Source organism: Pseudomonas asuensis, from assembly GCF_014646755.1.
Lineage (GTDB): Bacteria > Pseudomonadota > Gammaproteobacteria > Pseudomonadales > Pseudomonadaceae > Chryseomonas > Chryseomonas asuensis.
In genome coordinates, this window is record NZ_BMNW01000023.1 from 1 (window position 1) to 17298 (window position 17298).

Genomic DNA, 17298 nt, shown 5'->3' on the forward strand with positions numbered 1-17298 from the left:
CAATGAAAGGCCACTGAACGCACTAAAATAGCTGCGTTTTGACCTATTCGGGCTGTTTTTGCATGGGTCCGACGGGATGCTCGGCGATTCCTCACTAATACGCCCCTACTTCAAACCGTCCCTAACTATCATAGACATAATAGTAGGATGATTATCCTAACCGAGCGGTTACATCTAAACCCTGTGTCCATTCCAAGATAATATCAACTATCTTGACGCTGCTACCCCTCACCTCGCTCAAGATCAGGCTCACGGTTAGAGCGAACAGGAGCAGTCTGCAATTCATGCTCCTCTGTGGCAGTATTAAGCTGTCTGCCCTGACGGCGGCGGAGCGTTGTGGTTGGTGCACTGCTGACTGCACTACTTATGCCGCTTGCTGCTGCGCTTATGTTGCTGGCAATATGACCCGCTGCGTTTCTTGGCTCAACAAATGCTTGAGGAATGACCTGCGATAAGCCTCGAGTGCGATCAAACGTCTCTTCTAGTACACGCCTTTTTGTTTCTGCCGGAGTGCCATGTGGCAAGGATGGACGCCCCGGATTTTTTGTATTTTCCCAACCGATTTGCGTGCGGTCCACTTTGGCTTTGGCAGCCTCTGCACCCGCCTGATTGTTAGCGAAAAAGGGCTGTAACACGGCGGGAGATTGAAGGAAGGTGATTAGCGCCTTGCCAATACGCTCCTTTATTTCTTTACCGCTGAGATCCTGAACAGAGGATCTTGATATAGCGCCAAATAACTCCCTGGTTTTCTTCTCTAAATCATCTTTTCCGGGAATAGCATCTGAGGCTAGGCCAAGAAGGTTATTTAGCAAAATACCCTCAGTGGCTCCACCAATTTTGCTGATCAAATCATCCCGTGAGGCGCCCTTCAGAAACTTTGCGGACTCCAACATTTTTGCACCCATAGCGTTAACTTGCTCATCCATAGATTGCTGAACTCGAAAAGTTCTATACGTTGGGATTTTTTCTGCTCCATAGGTTGCTGTAGCCTGGGCTATTGCTTGGCCGCCAGCCATCGCCATACCAGCTACCGCAGATGCAACAGCTTTTGCATGGATACTCTGCAAGTTTGCTTGCCCAAACTCATGGGCTATTACACGTAACATGTGGGTCGTACCAAATGAGAGGAAACCCGCAAAGTCGCCTGACAACGTTCCGAACTTGCTTGCAGACTGAACATCAGTAAAGCCTTGGCGATGCTGTTTGGCAGTATTATTCAGGGCATCAAGCTCATTTGTAGATTGCTGATACATTTCGCCGTTACGACTTATCACTGCTGGCGCATTAGGAAACACCTCCATTGCCGAAACTGGTTTTAATCCTAGGCCTATCGTATTATCCATGGCAAGCTGAGTCAGCGCTCGAGGAAAGTCAGTAACAGCTTTATGGGCTACGCCTAGTGCAACGCCCGTTCCAACGCTTTGAGCTGCAAAACTTTGATCTTCAAGACTATTCTCTGCAGTATTGCGTGCATAACCAAAATGAAGGAGCGAAGCCAAGCCTTGTGGGATGCCATAATTAACAAAAATACGTGCCAGCTCTATAAAACCAGGTCTCTGCTTATTTAGCTCTGCTACAAACTCATCACGCCGAATATGCGCTAAGCCATTTTTCCAATTTGCTTTCTCCTTTGAAGCAGAACTCCCTTCGCTTTTTTTGTTAAAATCACTTTTTAGATCTTTCCAGTGGTCTAATTCAGACTTTAAAGTGTCACTATGCTCTTTAGAATTCCCAGGGGCAGCGATGTCATCCTGTAACTTATTAATTCGGCTATCAACTGCTTCTTCGCACTGGCTGACACGACTGTTAAAATCCTTTTCAGCGTTTTGGTAAATATAATCAGCAAATCCAGCAAATGCTTTTTTTGCAGACTCAATATGACCTCTTTCCTCTTGAGAAAGGTTTCCCGCTAAAATCTCATCGTAAAGCGAGTGATAAGCAGTCATTTGATTGACCACTTTGTTCATGAAGCTGTTGTGCAGCTGATCTAAACCTTCAGAACTAAATTTACTTTGAGCAAGGTTTTCAAATTGCTGTTGAAACTCTCCCTGATTTACTTTGAAGTCAGTCCAAGCATGCTGAGAGCGCCCCATAGACTGCAAAGTATTTTGAGTAGACAAGAAATCATGATTAGTATTACTACTTAGTAACCGTCCTTCCATGATCATATGATGCTTAGCTAAAGCAATCTTATCAGTCCCCTCGCTTTTACTCAGTCTCGCCAGCCGCGTCATATCGCTTTGCAACTTGTAGATCAAATCCTGTCCAAGAGCTTTTGGCTGTTTATGGGCTTTTAGTAGAATAGGCGGACTTGATGATTGCGAAACGTCTGCAATCATCAAGTTATTATTAGGAGAGCGACTTTCAACTGGTTGAATGTCAAGACTGGAAATAGAGTTTGAGCGCCTAATACCTGAAAAACTTGTCATTAGGATCTCCACCTATTAGCGAATGGTAGTTCTAGCGAAAGAAGCAGAGTGCTGAGATCTTTCTGGGGTACGCTGTGCAGATTTATTTTCATTATCTAAAAAATAAGTTTCTCGCCATTTTTGAGCCAAAGCAGCGAGGTAACCGAGCATATCTAGTAGCCGCTGAGCATCTAGCGCATCCAGTAAAAGCACACTGACGAGTATTACGTGACCCGTTTCGGGATTATAAGAAAACGAGGGACTATTTTGACCATTGAAGAGATGAAGGTTGGTTTCCAGCAGGCGCTGCATCACTGCGTCGCGGTGCTGTTGCGGGAGTGGGCCGAACCCGCAATAAATCAATACCTCACCAGCGGCTGGGCTCTCGTTATAAAGTAGAGAAAAATTTATTTCCCGTACCCGTAAGCTAGCCATTTCATAGAGCGTTTCTGGGTTAGGTATAATAGTGAGTTTACATAGCTCATTGATCAATGCTTGGTAGCTTTCAAGGGACATGATGGGCCTATTATTGTTATTGGACGGATGCCCCTAGGAAGCAGCAGGCATGTAGTTACGTGGACATTGCAAGGAGATCAGTTCCAGTTGGCTTATACCAGATGTCGGCTAACTAAGAGTAGACAACTGGCCAAAAGCTCTGTATTAAACTTCAAGAATTTGTCGCTTGAGCGGCCGCTTTAACGATGAGGGGCTACGTTAATACTGGAACTGTTTCAGGATTAGGCCTATCATCCCCGTTACGCCTGATTCCTCGCCGTCCAAAATTGGCCTGCCCACGCTGTTTAGCCACTTGGCTTAGCACAGGCACAATAGCAGGATCGAGGAATATCAAAGACCGAGCACAACAGATCAATAGGCTCGTTTGAGCAAGTTGATCCATCAATGGAAAGCGCGTGCTCCTCGGCTATCAGGAGCGCGGTAGCCTTTTTAAATATGGATTTTTCCCGTTTCAGCCGATTGATTCGGGCCTCCAATTCCTGAATATTCTGCTGCTCAGGCGTCAGGGCTTTGCTGGTTGGAGTGACACCCTTGCGCTCCTCTTGCAGCTAATTCACCCATCGGCGAAGCGCCGACTCAACCAGCCCAAGCGAACGGGCGCCTTCGATATAGCTGTAGCCCTGATTGAGCACCAGGCTGGCAGCCTCGCGCTTGAGCTCAGGCGTAAAAGAACGACGTTGCTTGGTCAGCAGACGCCTCTCTCTGGCGAGCATTCTCACCCAAATGGATGTCCGGCTTCATTAGACCACTGCAGATACATACTTACGACATCAGATGCTCTAGCCCAGTAAGGATAAATTGTCTACGTCGAATTTCCTCAAGGGACATATCCGATCCTAGAAAATTGGGCAATGCGTGCCATACAGCAAATTTGCACCGCGAGTCCAGAGACAGAAAATAATTCCGGTAACGCTCAGCTTCGGAAAATCGACGCTTGACAGCCGTTCGCAATTGATCAGGGGTGAGCACATCCTCTTGGATGTGCAGGGCCATTCCCCATTCCAGGTGCTCACGGCAGCTGACGAAGGAAACTCCGTTTGCTACAGACCAGATCGCTACACGTTCAGCCAGCACTAGGGTGTAAAAAGCCTGTTTCTCGACCGTCCGTATCATGCGCTTTTAATTCCTTAGCGGCACTACAGTGAAATCTATCTGTGGATCACGGTCATTTAACCCCTGTCGCATATCCTGAGCCCACCAGATGACCAATTGGCGATCGGTGGAATCGGGACGGTCACACGCATAATCTGCGCAGCCTGAACGGCTCGCACACCCACCCGCCAGGCTAGACACCGTGACAAGTATAATGAGATAGAGATAGCGTGTCATGGGAGAGCTCTCCGAAGCAGTGATGGCCGACTTTGCGCAGCATTTTTCAGGGACTGTTGCGGTTGGCGTAGAGCAATGAAAATTTCACTCTCTGCACCGGGTTGCAACCACGCATGAGGCCAGGAAGCGACGCCCATAACCCAGCGTCCGCCACAACGACTTTCGTCAATACGTAATAGTTTATCGGTCTGATTCCGGGCAACAACCACAGCTACCCCCCATTCTTTCTTGGTAAACCACTGCGAGCGTTGGCGGTCAAGCGCAAGCCCATTGGCAGGGTCGCATAAGCTATCGGGCTCAAAGGGCAAGGCATCAGAAACAGTGAAGCCCGCAGGAGAAACTCCGTCCAGTAGCTGCGTAAAAACATGCTCGATATTGCCTCGGGTAGGCTGAACAAATCCATCACGACGGATGTCGATTCGATTCATCTGCTCATCCACATCATGGGGATTACCATTTTCCACATAACGCGCGGGATTTACCTGATCGCCAATCAGGCGCGGGGTTAGGATGAACAAACGCTCGCGCTGACTCAACTCACGACTGCGGGACTGGAAGAGCAGCTTGCCGATATAGGGAATATCACCCAGCAAAGGTACCTTGTTAATCCTGTCGTTAGCCTCCAGTCCATGAAAGCCACCAATGACCAAGGAGCCATGCTCGGCAATCACTGCCTGGGTGCTCACATTACCCCGGCGAACTGAAGGCTGCTCATCATTGATCTGGGAGACATCGATCTGGCCATCTTCGATGTCGACGATCAGTTGAACCTGAGATTTGTCACCCGTATCGAGTGCCCGAGGAATGACTTGGAGACTGGTTCCGGCTGTGATGGCCTGAATATTGGCGACCCGCTCGGCCAGTGCCGTAAGGTATTCCGTTCGACTGAAGTCAATGACGGCGGGTTGGTTTTCCAACGTCAGAATCGAAGGGTTGCCGATAACAGAAGCCGAACCTTTACCCTCCAGCGCGCGAAGATCAGCAGAAAACTTGCCTGCATCCTGAATAAACAGCGTAGAACTCGTACCGGGTTCAAACAGATTGGCCCCGCCGCTGACACTGCCCGCGTTGAAGTTCCAGCGGCTCGATAGCTGCGCCAGTTCATTGCGGTCGATATCAAGAATGACGGCGTCGATCTCAATAACATTGCGCGGTATGTCTAGCTGTTTGACAACTCTTTCGTACATGGCCCGACGCTTGGGCAGATCGTAGATCAGCACTGCATTGTTACGGACATCCGCACTGACACGAATCTTCTGACGGGAATTATTACTCTCATTGGGGGGCTTTCGGCCGGAACGACCTAACACTTGGTCCAACCCTTGCTCCAGTACACCCATGTCCATGTCGGCATTCATACCCCCGTAGTTCATGCCTAGTCCGTTGGCGCCCAATCCGCTGGACGTCCCGCCCGGGCGTTGCGTGAGGTTAATGCCATTAATAGACTCACCTCGTGAGCGGCTTTCCAGCAGCTCCTGCAGAATACTGGCTACACCCGCCACGTTCAGCTGCTGATCGCGATATCGAATAGTCCTGTCTGCCGCATTGGCGTACTTCAACGGTAATACGACGATATCCTGTTTTTCCGCCTTTTCCGGCGGTTCGATTTTTTGACTGTAGTCGCGAATGAACTGGATGTATTTGGCGGGCCCGCGTACCAGCACCATTCCTTCATCCGACAGGATGCCCCAGCCAAAGCGCTTATCCAAAAGCCCTACGTCGGTAAGAGCCTGCTGAAGATCATCAATGGTCTCTGGGGATACCTCGATACGCTCAGACGTTTGCTCACGAGTAGGACTGACATACAAGGTCTCGTTATAAACGAACCATTGAAAATGATTTTCCTGACCAAGACGGTCAAGAAATGCCTGCGGGCTGGCAGCACGAATGCGACCGTTCAGAACAGCATCCATAGGGGGCATGTCTAACCCCATACCGAACTCCTTGGCGAAGTCGCCAAGTGCTGTATTGAGATCAGTTTGCCGAGCATCGTATGCATAGGCGGTATGCTTCCAACTGTCCGGTACTGCCGACCATACCGGCGAGCTGATGACACATAATAACCAAGGCAACCACATCAGGGCCTTTCGCATTTCTTGCTCCCGGCATTAGGAAATGAGACCGGCGCAGCGTACGAGCTGCGCCTTTGAGCAGTGCTCAATGCTTACTGGATACCATCGATGATGGCTTTGGTAATGCCGTGCTTGGCGCGAAGCGATTCGCCAAGAATAGTGCTGGCAACAGCCATTTTACGGCTAGCATCATTGAAGGCATGCATATCCTCAATGTCACCACTATCGCTCGCTTCAAGGGCAGTATAGTCCGTCTCGATTTGAGCGTTTTTGTAAGCGTGATCGAGGCGATTTTGCAGGTTTTTGAAATTAAACATTCTGAAACTCCATCTGAAGGATCCAGCCTTGAGTGGAGCCGATGGTGCTAGTAGTTCCATATTTACCGTTGCACGGCAATCGAGAACATCTTGGCTAAGATACTTATGATGACATGATCATCAATCCATTGCGCAAACTGTCCCAATCAACCTCAAAGGCGCCCGTGGCATGGCTGAGTCGCAGGGCTGCAAGAGGCATCGACGCGTCGCTTTCAATCCGCCACAACGCAGCAAAGCGACTGTGTGACAGCCATTGAGATACGCTCTCGGCAAGGTCAGGATGACAGTTCAGGGTGGCAACCATATCAACCGACTGACTTTGGGCCAGATCGCGTAATAATGCCCTGATTCGCTCTGGCAGATCGGTATCATCCAATAACCGTGACAATGACAGATTCAGTAGCTCTTCAACCGAGATCAGTATGTCTCGCCTAAAGGCTTCTCGCTCCGCTTCGAGTGTCTGTAAAAAGGCGTTGGCGATGTTCCAGAATTCACCGATCGTTTGATCGACTTGCTGCTGTCCCTCTTCCACTGCCTTAGCTCGGATTAGGTCAGCCTGTTGTAGGGCTTGGTCTAGGACTTCTTGTGCTCGCCAAGCATCAGCAATCGCTTCGCGACGCAGAATAGGCTCATTAATGACGGGCGAACCTAAAGAAAGAGTGCGCTTAACCAGCATGTACCGTCTCCGGTGGGTTCAGCGCTGTGACGCGCCACAATACTGCAGGCCACAGCGTTTGAAGCTTTGAAACAGCAGCGGCATTGAGCAGCAGACTATGCCCAGCAAGATCGCTCAACGAGTCCAAGGGCCAATACAACCGCAGCCTAGGCCAGTACCGCACTCCTAACCAGACCCCAAGTAGGAGCCGAGGGTCAGCTGTATGACCATGCAGCCAGAGTCCCGGCCTTAGTGCCTTGGCTACACTACGACACCAGACATCATGCTCATCGAGCGTGGGAAGATCTGAGTGCCCGGAAGAACAGATGTGGTCTACCAACATTAACGCGAGCTCATTTTGCGCCGCATTCAACGTTAACCACTGCAAGACTCTGTCATCCGGTTCAGGAGGCTGTTCCGTCGTAATCTCGGCGAAACTCATAAATGCCTCGCACCGATGCTGGGCGAGCTGCTCGCATATAGAAAGTGGCAAGCCTACCTGCTCGGAAAATCGAGCTTTCCAAGTGGGATGCGCTTCCTCCCAGGCATTACACCACCATTGTGTCCAGCGCTTGGCGGTATCAATCAACATTAGATTCGGCTCGGCATGTTTGACCCACCGCTACGGCGTGATAACACCCGTTGCAGTAAAGCTGAACGCCAATCTGAGCGAACCATCAGCATCATTATCATGAGCAATAGAACAAACCCCACTGGTGCCATCCAGAACAAGCGTCCCCAGAAGGCAGCCTGCTCGCTATTGATCATGAAGGGACCGAGGCTGACCAGGCGCTGCGTATCGCGGAATTCAGCCGCCGGCACAAATACAATGGAAAATTTCTTGGAGTCTGGCGAGGTCGCACCCGACATTCCCGGAATGCTACTCGCGACCATTTGCTGGATACGCCCTCTCACACTATCCGGATCAAGCGAAGTGGCATGCTTGATAAATACTGCTGCCGATGCGGGCTGTACCGGCTCGCCCGGTGCGACTCGTTCGGGCAACACCACATGGACACGGGCCACAATCACCCCGTCGATTTGCGATAAAGTTGCTTCTAGCTCCTGAGACAGGGCATAGATATACCGAGCCCGCTCTTCCAAGGGTGTTGAAATCACTCCCTCCTTCTTGAAAATTTCCCCAAGGCTAGTATGCGCCCGCCGCGGAAGACCCGCAGCGTCCAGTACCCGTACGGCGCGGTTGATGTCGGAACTGTCTACGAAAACGACAATACCTGTCTTTTCCGTGCGCTTATATGCCTCGATGTGCTGCTCGGCCAGCGACGCGATGACGTCATTAGAGTCCTGCTCGGAAAGCCCGCTAAAAAGATCAGTCTCTTTGCTACATCCGGTCAGGAGCAAAACACACAGTAATAGCGTCGCGATGGGCCGATTCACGGAGGTATCCCTATTGCAGGTTGGTGAGCTTATCGAGCGTCTGGGCCGTTTTGTTGACCACTTTCGTGGTCACAGCCATTTGCAGCGAATAGGCTGACAACGTTCTGCTCATCTGCGTGATATCCATAGGGTCCTCGGAGGTTGCAGCAGATTTCATATTGCGCATCGCTTGTTGCGACAGCTTATCTGTGCTCTGTACGCGATCGATCAGCGCTCCAGCGACTATCGCCGGAAGATGCCCTGGCATGGCAGCCGCCGCTCCAGCATTCATTGCGGCTGAAAAAAGATCGACGTCCGCCTGTGGGGGTTCTTGAACCAGCCCTTGCTCAAGATCGAGATGGGGCTGTTTTGATTTGCTAATAGAAGTAATAGTCATGTGAGATCTCCAACAGACGGTGTCGATGAAGGGATAAATCAGCTCAGAGACGAGGTCTGGCCACCGCCTCCTTGCAAAAGGGCTGTTATCAAAGACTCAGCTGTTTGTACTGCACTGCTGTCCAGGGTTTGCTGACCACTCCCAGGACTATTGCCGGTGCTGCCTGTATTACCGGCCAAGGTGGCTTGAATCCCCTTCTTGATCAAATCCATCAACAAGGTTTCAAGATCCTGAACGGAGTTACTACTTGGAGAAACACTGTTGGAGTTCCCCTGGCTATTTGGGGCACCTAATCCTTGAGGAGCGCCAAGCCCTCCTTGTGGCTGGCCGAGAGCACCACCCGCAGCATTGGCATCTAATTGCCCACCTAGCTTGTCGAGCGCGGCGCGAAAGGCCTCTGTTTCACTGCCGCTCAAATAGTTGTCTTCCTTGAGCTCATTTTTCCATGAGCCTGAATCTGGAGGTGGAAAGTCCTTAGGAAACTTATCCATGAACTCAGCGATTTTTTCCAGCATGGGCATATCGCTCTGAGAGAACTGAGTACCTTCCCCCTGCTTAGTGAGTAGATCGTCCAGCGAAGACTTGGCAAGCCCATTTAGCACTTTGGACATCAGGTCCTGCTGACCACCACCCAGCCCAAAGGATTCAGCAGCGCCAAAGTTTGGCCCTAACTTGTCACTGATCAGACTCTCTAAACCCTCTTTGAGACTGTCCGGCCCAGTATTTTGTATGCCTTTTTCCTGCATATGGTTAGCGAGCATCTTGCCCAAGGGGGAGCTTTCGTCCAGGGATCCTTTTTCGGTCAGTTCCTGTATCAGCTTTTCAATCACGTTTTTCAGCGATTGATTACCTTGGGTGCTCTCTTTTCCCTGCAGCATGAGTGATCCGATATTCGTATCCATCGGCTGTATCTGACTGCTAATAACGGGACTTATATTCGACATAGTCTTTTCCTAAGCTGGACTTGAGCCCCTCAAAAAGAGGGGCAGAAACATTAGAAACTGATGCCTTTGGCGTTTTGTGCTGTAGCACTGATAGACTTGTTTGCCGAGTCTTCTTTGCCTGATCTGATGGCATTAAGCACGTCCTGCTGCTGCTTACGACGCATCTCTTCACCCTGAAGCCCGATAAGGGCTGCCTGATTCTCATCAGAGAGCTTACTTTCTCTACGCTGCGCATCTACTGCTTGCGAATTACCGGTACTTTCGACGACAGCTTTTTGATCACTTACATGAGCGCTGGCTTGATTAGCGCCTTGTGCTACTTGGCCAGCGCCATTAATGGCACTGTTGATGGTCCCTGTAACCCCAGTGCTTGGATTATTAACTGAATTGATATTATACGTCATGTTAGAGCTACCCCTCTTGGATAATGGATACCAACGCCATCGTGTGGTGCCAATGGGTGGCGTACCCTCAGGATCGGTTCCATTTCAATCACAAAATTTTGGATTTCTTTTATTCAACCCCCTGCTTGTTTAATAGATGCTGCAAAACCAACACAGCACACAGCTAGCTCCAAATGATTCAAGACGGAACCGCATAGCATTACCTGCCACTCAGCCTCTACTCTCCGGCTTCCTATACAGGTTAAGTATCGATGCGCGTATCCAACTCTATGTCAGGAATGGGCAATGTTCCCAATTCGGACGGCAGCCTTGATGGATCTTTTTTGCCAACCGCAATGCCTACTGAACCTAAGGCAAACACAGCTGACATTATTCAATTTGGAAGCGACGTCCCTTTTATACGTCAGCCAACGGCAGAACAGTCGTCGCCAGCGCATGAGGGGTTAGCTTCCCTACTCACACAGCTTCTAAAAGTACTAGAGCGCTCTGCTGCCTCCCCAGAACCACCTACGAACCACACTGAGTCAAGGCTGCTCCAACCAGACCGCCCAAACATGAATCGCCTTCTTGAGAAGCCAGAACAGCTAGAGAGGACTGGCAATCCAAGCACTGTGGGCGATACTCAGCGAAGTGCTGAAGCCAATGAAACACAAACCGCACCCAAAGCTGCCGAGGCTGATTTCCTCGACACCTCCAAATACTCCTCGCCAGAGGAACTCAAGAAATACGATGCACTGGTGGCCCATCTACCCCCAGCAGAGCGCGAGCAAGCGGCAAAGGAACTCAATCGCCCAGTCGCAGCTGCCAAGATGGCGGCCGAAGGCGGGGATAACTCAGCCAAAGCCACCGCTTTCATCGAGGCAAATCCTGCGCTCAAGACCGCGTTGGATACCAGCAAGCACGGCGGAAAGCCCGATGGCAATATTTCTAAAAATGACTACAAATCTTTTATCAAGAACATGGAAAACGCCGCGAAGGCTGCATCAAAGGATGTCGAGACGTATCAAAAGGAAAACCCGAATGCAGACCCGCAATCACTGGCTATGGTCCGTTCTGCCGCTATGCTTCGCGCCAGTGAGCCGCTAGCAAAGGCGGGCGCCTTGAACAAAGATGGCAAAGTTGATAAGTACATTACCGGTGATGCTTTGGAGGGTTTGCAAGCGGGAAACCCAGGCCTCTCGCCAGCGCTTGCCCAGACAGCCAAAACATTCTCACAACCTGGTTTCTTACGCATGCTTGATCAGGGAGGCTTCGAAGGAGAAAGTCTTGCACTCCACAATCCAGATAAAAAGATCAGTACCAAAAACATAGACGACTGGATTAAGAAACAAGCGCCCAAAAATGGTGGAGAGTTTGCATCCATGATGAGCGACGCCGCCACCCGTAACGCGGTGGCTAACGTAGACATCAGCAAACTCAACGAGGACGTATTCAACAACCCTGACAAATACACCGGCGAGCAGAAAGCAGCCGTCATGGTCAAATTGCAGGAAACTCTGGAGCAAGTCCAAGGGGGAAGCAAGCTACGAAAAGTGGACAAGACCTCGGAGGCGCTACAGCAAAAAATCGCTCAGCTGCAGGCCGATAAGAGCGTAAAGACCTATCTGGATAAGGCAGTACCTGCACAGGAACAGACGTTGATTGCCAGCGACCCTTCGCTAACGCAGGCAGTCAACCAACGCCATGCGGATCTGGTATCGGGTAAGGCACTTGAAAAGGATATGCAGGCCGCTCGGGATCAAGCAGCCAAAGACAACAAGGATAAGAAGCCTGAGGACCGTAAGCCTGTAGATTACAGCCAGGTTATCGGTCATATGACGGCAGAACTCCAGTTGCAGCGCGACATCAAAGGCAAGGATAACGTACCAACAACCAGTCAAGTATTAGACAGCCGCCCAGAACTCAAACAGGAAATCGATCGCTCCTATCAGGAGAACTTCGTCCAAGGTAAAGCCGCAGAAAGTGCGCTTAAACAGGACCAGAAGTCAGACCCTAAGGACGTCCTCTTCCAAGTTGATGAGAAAAAGTTGGCGTACGAGGCGGCCATTCCACAAAGTGCTACAACCGCCGCGCAGAGCGGTTACGCTGAAGCAACCATGAAAGCCTTAACCACCACTGCAAAGGGCGCCAGCGTACTCAAGGATTTGAAAGATGCAGGCACGCTTCCAAAAGATGCCGATGAGAAAAAAATGACAGGCCAGCAAATGTATTCCCAGCTTCGGGATAATGTGGAAAAGCAAACGTCAGCTACAAATGGCAAGACCCTGTTAGCAGGAGGCGCGATCTTCAGCGTAGCTAGCCTGCTGACTGTTTCAGATAAACTGAAAAACGGCGATAGCTCAGGAGCTGCTAAAGCGATCTATGATGGCGCTAGAGGCACAGCCGAACTGGGCAAGCTAGGCTATAACGCTGCAGCCCAAAGCCTTGGCAAAGATGCCTCAGCGGGTCTGGGTCGTATGGCAGGCGCAGTAGCAGGTCGAGTAGTAGGTTTTATTGCTGGTGAAGCGGCGGGATTGGCGGCTGCTGCAGCTGTGGGTGCTGCAGCTGGGCCAATTGGGTGGGCGATTGATGCGGTCCTGGCCATTGGCTTTGGCATCAAGGCAATCATCGACGCGGTGAACAAACACAAGAAGCAGGAATCCTTTGATCACAACGTAGATCCTACGCTAGAGCAATTCGGCATTCCCAAGGCTCACTGAGAGAACGGCAATTCTCCCTCGTGAAAGAGCCGCCCCGCCTGAACCAACTGGCGGGGCGTGTGGATCAATATTCATGATTGCCAAGCGCTTATCAAGCTCACACCTCTCTTGCTGTGCAGGCTGGGTTAGATCAAATATCCAGCTCCTTCATACGGTGGTAAAGGGTACGCCGTGGAATATCCAACTCGCGGCTAACGGCCTCGATGCAATGCTGGTTACGTTTGAGTGATTCCTGAATCAGTACTCGTTCGATGAGGCGCATCTGGTACTTCAGTGCAGTCGTTGACGCCTGGCCTTCAACCGGCTCGTCATCAAACAAAGGCAGGCCCAGCACAAACCGCTTTGCCGCGGACTTCAGCTCCCTAATGTTCCCTGGCCAATCATGATTCAATAGCACTTGGCACATGGTCGGGTCAGCCCTCTTGGCATCAACGAGTTCCAGCTCCTCTACCGCAAGCTGGACGAAGCGGTCAAACATGGGAATGATGCGCTCACGCTGGAGCCTCAGCGGCAGCAGTTTTAGTGTTAGAACATTAAGGCGGAAATACAGATCACGCCGAAATGTTCCCTGCTCGACAAGCTCGCCCAGTGGACGCTGAGCAGAAGCCATTACACATATATCTAGAGGTATCGGTACGGTTGATCCAAGCCGTTCTAATACACGTGTTTCCAACACTCGTAGCAGCTTTGGCTGTAACGCCAGCGGCATGCTGTCCAGCTCATCCAAATACAACGTACCTCCCTGCGCCGCTTCGATATAACCCACTCGTGAGCGGTCAGCACCAGTATAAGCGCCGCTAACTACGCCAAAGAGCTCACTTTCGCAAAGCGACTCAGGAATCGCAGCGCAATTCATTGCTACAAAGGGCCCTTTGCGTCCTGAAAGCCGATGCAGACGTTGAGCCAGAGTATCCTTTCCGGAGCCAGTTTCGCCTGCCAGAAGCAAATCAAGACCCAACTCACCAAGGCTTAAGGCTATGACGTCTAGATTTGGCAAGCAGTGATCGCTAGCCAGTTGGTCATCAAGCAAATCATACTCGCTCATTCTTGACCTCGAATACTTCAAGAGCGCGGGACATACCCTGTGCGAGAATCTATCCCCTTAGGGGATCCGGACTAGATGTCTAACTCCTTCATCCGGTGATATAGCGTACGTCTGGGGATGTCCAACTCCCGTAATACCGCATCAAACCGATGATTATGCCGCTTGAGGGCATCTTCAATCAGCAATCGTTCGACCACCCTTAGTTGTGACTTAAGCCCTGAGTCTTCTACAGGGTTTCTAACATCACCTCCTTCCGCACCTAGCAAAGGAAACCCCAGCACAAAGCGTTTGGCTGCAGATTTGAGTTCACGGATATTACCCGGCCACGAGTGGCTGAGTAGAAGCTGAACATAATGGTTGCCCAAGGCCGGAACCGGCCTGTTCAGCTCTGCGGCAGTAGCCTGGGTAAACTGATCAAATAACGGCAGTATCTGTTCACGTTGCTTGCGTAACGCCGGTAACCGAATCGTTACCATATTGAGACGAAAAAACAGGTCGCGGCGGAATAAGCCTAGCTCTACAAGTTCATCGAGAGGACGCTGGGTGGAAGCTATAACTCGAAGGTCGACCGGAATAAAGAGCGTAGATCCCAGCCGTTCGATTCCCCGCATTTCCAGAATCCGCAGTAATTTGGCCTGTAGCCCCAGTGGCATACTGTCAATTTCATCCAGGTAAAGCGTGCCACCATCTGACGCTTCGATATATCCGTGTCGAGTGCAATGTGCTCCAGTATAGGCGCCATTCATCACACCAAAGAGTTGACTCTCGGCAAGTGCTTCAGGAATAGCCGCACAATTCAATGCAACAAAGGCACCAGATCGCTCAGAGGCGTCGTGTATTCTTTTAGCAAGCGTATCCTTTCCTGTACCTGTTTCCCCGTAAAGCAGAAGATCCGTTTTAAAATAATATGGATTCAGAGTAGCCCCCAGGATGTCATTAAAATTATTATTAGAGCTTGCACGATCACCTATAGCGACTTCTACTTTTTTATCAACATTTCTCATCACAGTTGTCACCTTGAGTAGATAACTCTGTAATCAAACACGTCAATACGTAACACAATTTATGTGAAAGAGTTAACAAATAAAAAACAATATTATTGTCACATTGTTCTATTTAAATAAGACATTTAAATAGTTTCATGAATTCCCGTTTATTTTCTTGAATTTTTTATTAATCTTATAAGAATCAATGACTTAAAATTTAAAATTTAATTAAATTATGAGGTTTGAGATATTTTAAAAATTATCCATAGTTTTTTTGTATTGCAATGAGAGAATTTTTCTATAATCTGTAAATACTAATAAAATCAAAGGTCTTAGTTATGAGAAATAACTTTACACCGTGATCAAATAAATCACGCTAGCGGTTTTCTTTAAATATTCAGCTTGGCTAATAAAAGGAGTCTAAAATGTAATCAATCAACTAAACTTTGAATATATTGATACAACTTCTTTATAAATTCAGAAAATAGCAAGGATAATTCACAAACTGAGTGACCGCTCATCTTGTAGGTAAATGAGTAAAGAGTCAGGAAAAGAGAATGAATGAGAATGTCAGGCGCAAATGCCTTATTGTAATATTATTAGTCAACGATTAAGTAATCATTTGCCATAAAACCAATGAGAAAGGCTTAAGAGGACTGATTTATCCATCAGCCTCCCCATGCAGTAATCCTGTTCAACCATTACAAGGTACTGCCACCTACATAAGTAACAAGTCATTCATTAGGTACGGCTGCAACCGCCGTTTGCTCTAATTGTAAAGCTGAATGATGGGCACCACCCTCTCCCACTTTACCTAACGCATCAAGACCAGCCATTAACAAGTGTTTTTTGGATATGGGTACCAGCAAATGGCCTGGTCCGCCAACAGTATTACCACGTATATAGGCAGGATTTAGCCGCTGCAGTTCCTTTTCTGTAATTCCAGACGTCAGTGCAATTTGTGTGAGGTCTACCGGATGCCTCAGTTCAACCGCCATGAAATAAGGCTCATTGGCTACCGGCTTCAGATCAATACCGTACCCTGCAGGTGTCCCAACCAGCATCGATAAAGCCAGAAGGCGTGGGACGTACGCTTGAGTTTCGCGCGGTAGGTTCAGGTGCCAGTAATCGGTAGGTAATCCCTTCCTGCGATTGGCCTCTATCGAGCGTGATACAGTTCCCTCGCCTGCATTGTAAGCGGCCAAGGCCAGAAGCCAATCATTATCAAATTGCTTATGCAATCGGGTGAGGTATTTCATGGCTGCCTGCGTCGACGCGATGATGTCACGTCTTCCATCATAGGAAGGCGTCAGTTCTAATCCGAAATCTCTCGCAGTAGCTGGCATGAATTGCCATAACCCAACCGCCTTCTGGTTAGAGACGGCAACTGGATTGTACGCACTCTCAATAATTGGCAGTAGTGCGAGCTCTGCAGGAAGGTTGTGTTCCTCTAGGCCCTCCACGATAAAATGCAAGTAAGGTCCAGCTCTATTGCTTGCGCTGGCCAGAAAGCTTCTGTTTTGAAGCAACCAAGTCAGCTGTTGATCGATCCGCGTATTACTACCAACTTGATTGAGCAGGGTGAACTGCTGCCCTACCCTTGTCCAAATATCATTTCCATCCACAACGCGGGTAGGCATATGCAGGTCTTCGGGCAAACGCGTACGTTTTTGAAGCTCATGAATTACCAGCCGCGGCGGCTGGATTTCCTGTGATGGAGAGGCGTTTTTAAGCTGGCAGCTAGCGCATATAACGATCAAGGAAAAAAATGATATCCGCAGCGCGCACGTTGCAGTTGATAATAGAAAGGACAGCGACATAGCCGTAGGTACCTCAACCAGATCAGCCCTGTGTGGTTCGAAGTCATAAACAGTTCCTAGGTTTTGTACGAAAAGTCCGAATAGGTAAGATGACAACTTGGAAGGTCGGCTGGCAAGGCGTTATAAATTAATAGATGCAGCCTGGGAGTTGCTTGCCGATCTATTTTCCTGCAAGTAGAAGATGGGCAAGCCGTATAGTGACGGTAGGCTAGTGTGGTGTCTCGAAAGTTAAGCTCATAACCTTGGTCTACACTTGTTGATTCAAGCCTGTCGAGGAGTCCGAACATGAGAACTGGCCGCCCCGCGACACCTATCCCCCTAACCGAAGC

Annotated in this window: 16 protein-coding genes and 1 pseudogene; 1 reads left to right on the forward strand and 16 read right to left on the reverse strand. The window is 49.6% G+C overall.

Annotated features, from left to right (window positions below):
• Positions 1-221: 221 nt before the first annotated feature.
• From IEX86_RS23520 to IEX86_RS23575, 13 genes and pseudogenes are all read right to left on the reverse strand, one after another.
• On the reverse strand, positions 222-2429 hold the full coding sequence (locus IEX86_RS23520) for a hypothetical protein (RefSeq protein WP_188868601.1): 2208 nt from the start codon (positions 2427-2429) through the stop codon (positions 222-224).
• Positions 2430-2444: 15 nt separating this feature from the next.
• Entirely contained in the window at positions 2445-2924 is a 480-nt protein-coding gene (locus IEX86_RS23525) for a CesT family type III secretion system chaperone (RefSeq protein WP_188868602.1), read from the reverse strand.
• Between the two features lie 424 nt (positions 2925-3348).
• A pseudogene (locus tag IEX86_RS25240) lies at positions 3349-3613 on the reverse strand (transposase); the annotation flags it as partial.
• A 73-nt stretch (positions 3614-3686) separates the two neighbouring features.
• Entirely contained in the window at positions 3687-4037 is a 351-nt protein-coding gene (locus tag IEX86_RS23535) for a type III secretion protein HrpV (protein WP_188868604.1), read from the reverse strand.
• A 6-nt stretch (positions 4038-4043) separates the two neighbouring features.
• Complete coding sequence (hrpT, locus tag IEX86_RS25520; protein ID WP_308423914.1) at positions 4044-4253, reverse strand: HrpT family type III secretion system protein; 210 nt, start codon at positions 4251-4253, stop codon at positions 4044-4046.
• Positions 4250-6346, reverse strand: coding sequence for a type III secretion system outer membrane ring subunit SctC (gene sctC / locus IEX86_RS23540; protein WP_188868605.1), 2097 nt, complete (start codon positions 6344-6346; stop codon positions 4250-4252). Before sctC ends, hrpT begins: the two co-directional genes overlap by 4 nt.
• Positions 6347-6417: 71 nt before the next feature.
• Complete coding sequence (locus IEX86_RS23545; RefSeq protein WP_188868606.1) at positions 6418-6642, reverse strand: type III secretion protein; 225 nt, start codon at positions 6640-6642, stop codon at positions 6418-6420.
• Positions 6643-6745: 103 nt separating this feature from the next.
• Positions 6746-7318 carry a type III secretion system stator protein SctL gene (gene sctL, locus IEX86_RS23550; RefSeq protein WP_188868607.1) on the reverse strand — a complete coding sequence of 191 codons (573 nt, stop codon included), beginning with the start codon at positions 7316-7318 and terminating at the stop codon, positions 6746-6748.
• Positions 7308-7889: a type III secretion protein gene (locus tag IEX86_RS23555; RefSeq protein ID WP_188868608.1), complete on the reverse strand. Its 582-nt coding sequence runs from the start codon at positions 7887-7889 to the stop codon at positions 7308-7310. The genes sctL and IEX86_RS23555 overlap by 11 nt, the downstream gene beginning before the upstream one ends.
• A complete protein-coding gene (sctJ, locus tag IEX86_RS23560) occupies positions 7889-8695 on the reverse strand; it encodes a type III secretion system inner membrane ring lipoprotein SctJ (protein ID WP_188868609.1) in 807 nt (268 codons plus the stop codon). Before sctJ ends, IEX86_RS23555 begins: the two co-directional genes overlap by 1 nt.
• A gap of 10 nt (positions 8696-8705) precedes the next feature.
• Positions 8706-9071, reverse strand: a complete 366-nt coding sequence (gene sctI / locus IEX86_RS23565; RefSeq protein ID WP_188868610.1) for a type III secretion system inner rod subunit SctI — start codon at positions 9069-9071, stop codon at positions 8706-8708.
• A 38-nt stretch (positions 9072-9109) separates the two neighbouring features.
• Positions 9110-10015, reverse strand: a complete 906-nt coding sequence (locus tag IEX86_RS23570) for a harpin HrpZ family protein (RefSeq protein ID WP_229685478.1) — start codon at positions 10013-10015, stop codon at positions 9110-9112.
• A gap of 50 nt (positions 10016-10065) precedes the next feature.
• Positions 10066-10419, reverse strand: coding sequence for a type III secretion system major pilin HrpA (locus IEX86_RS23575; protein WP_188868611.1), 354 nt, complete (start codon positions 10417-10419; stop codon positions 10066-10068).
• Between the two features lie 554 nt (positions 10420-10973).
• On the opposite strand from IEX86_RS23575, the gene IEX86_RS23580 reads away from it, so the two are divergent.
• A complete protein-coding gene (locus tag IEX86_RS23580; RefSeq protein WP_188868612.1) occupies positions 10974-13118 on the forward strand; it encodes a type III effector HrpK domain-containing protein in 2145 nt (714 codons plus the stop codon).
• 130 nt (positions 13119-13248) lie between these two features.
• Here the strand turns inward: IEX86_RS23580 and IEX86_RS23585 are convergent, their stop codons facing one another.
• The 3 genes from IEX86_RS23585 to IEX86_RS23595 all read right to left on the reverse strand — a co-directional run bounded on the left by IEX86_RS23585 (position 13249) and on the right by IEX86_RS23595 (position 16969).
• On the reverse strand, positions 13249-14163 hold the full coding sequence (locus IEX86_RS23585; protein ID WP_188868613.1) for a sigma 54-interacting transcriptional regulator: 915 nt from the start codon (positions 14161-14163) through the stop codon (positions 13249-13251).
• Between the two features lie 71 nt (positions 14164-14234).
• Positions 14235-15170: a sigma 54-interacting transcriptional regulator gene (locus IEX86_RS23590; RefSeq protein WP_373290483.1), complete on the reverse strand. Its 936-nt coding sequence runs from the start codon at positions 15168-15170 to the stop codon at positions 14235-14237.
• Positions 15171-15883: 713 nt separating this feature from the next.
• A complete protein-coding gene (locus IEX86_RS23595; RefSeq protein ID WP_229685479.1) occupies positions 15884-16969 on the reverse strand; it encodes a transglycosylase SLT domain-containing protein in 1086 nt (361 codons plus the stop codon).
• Positions 16970-17298 lie beyond the last annotated feature (329 nt).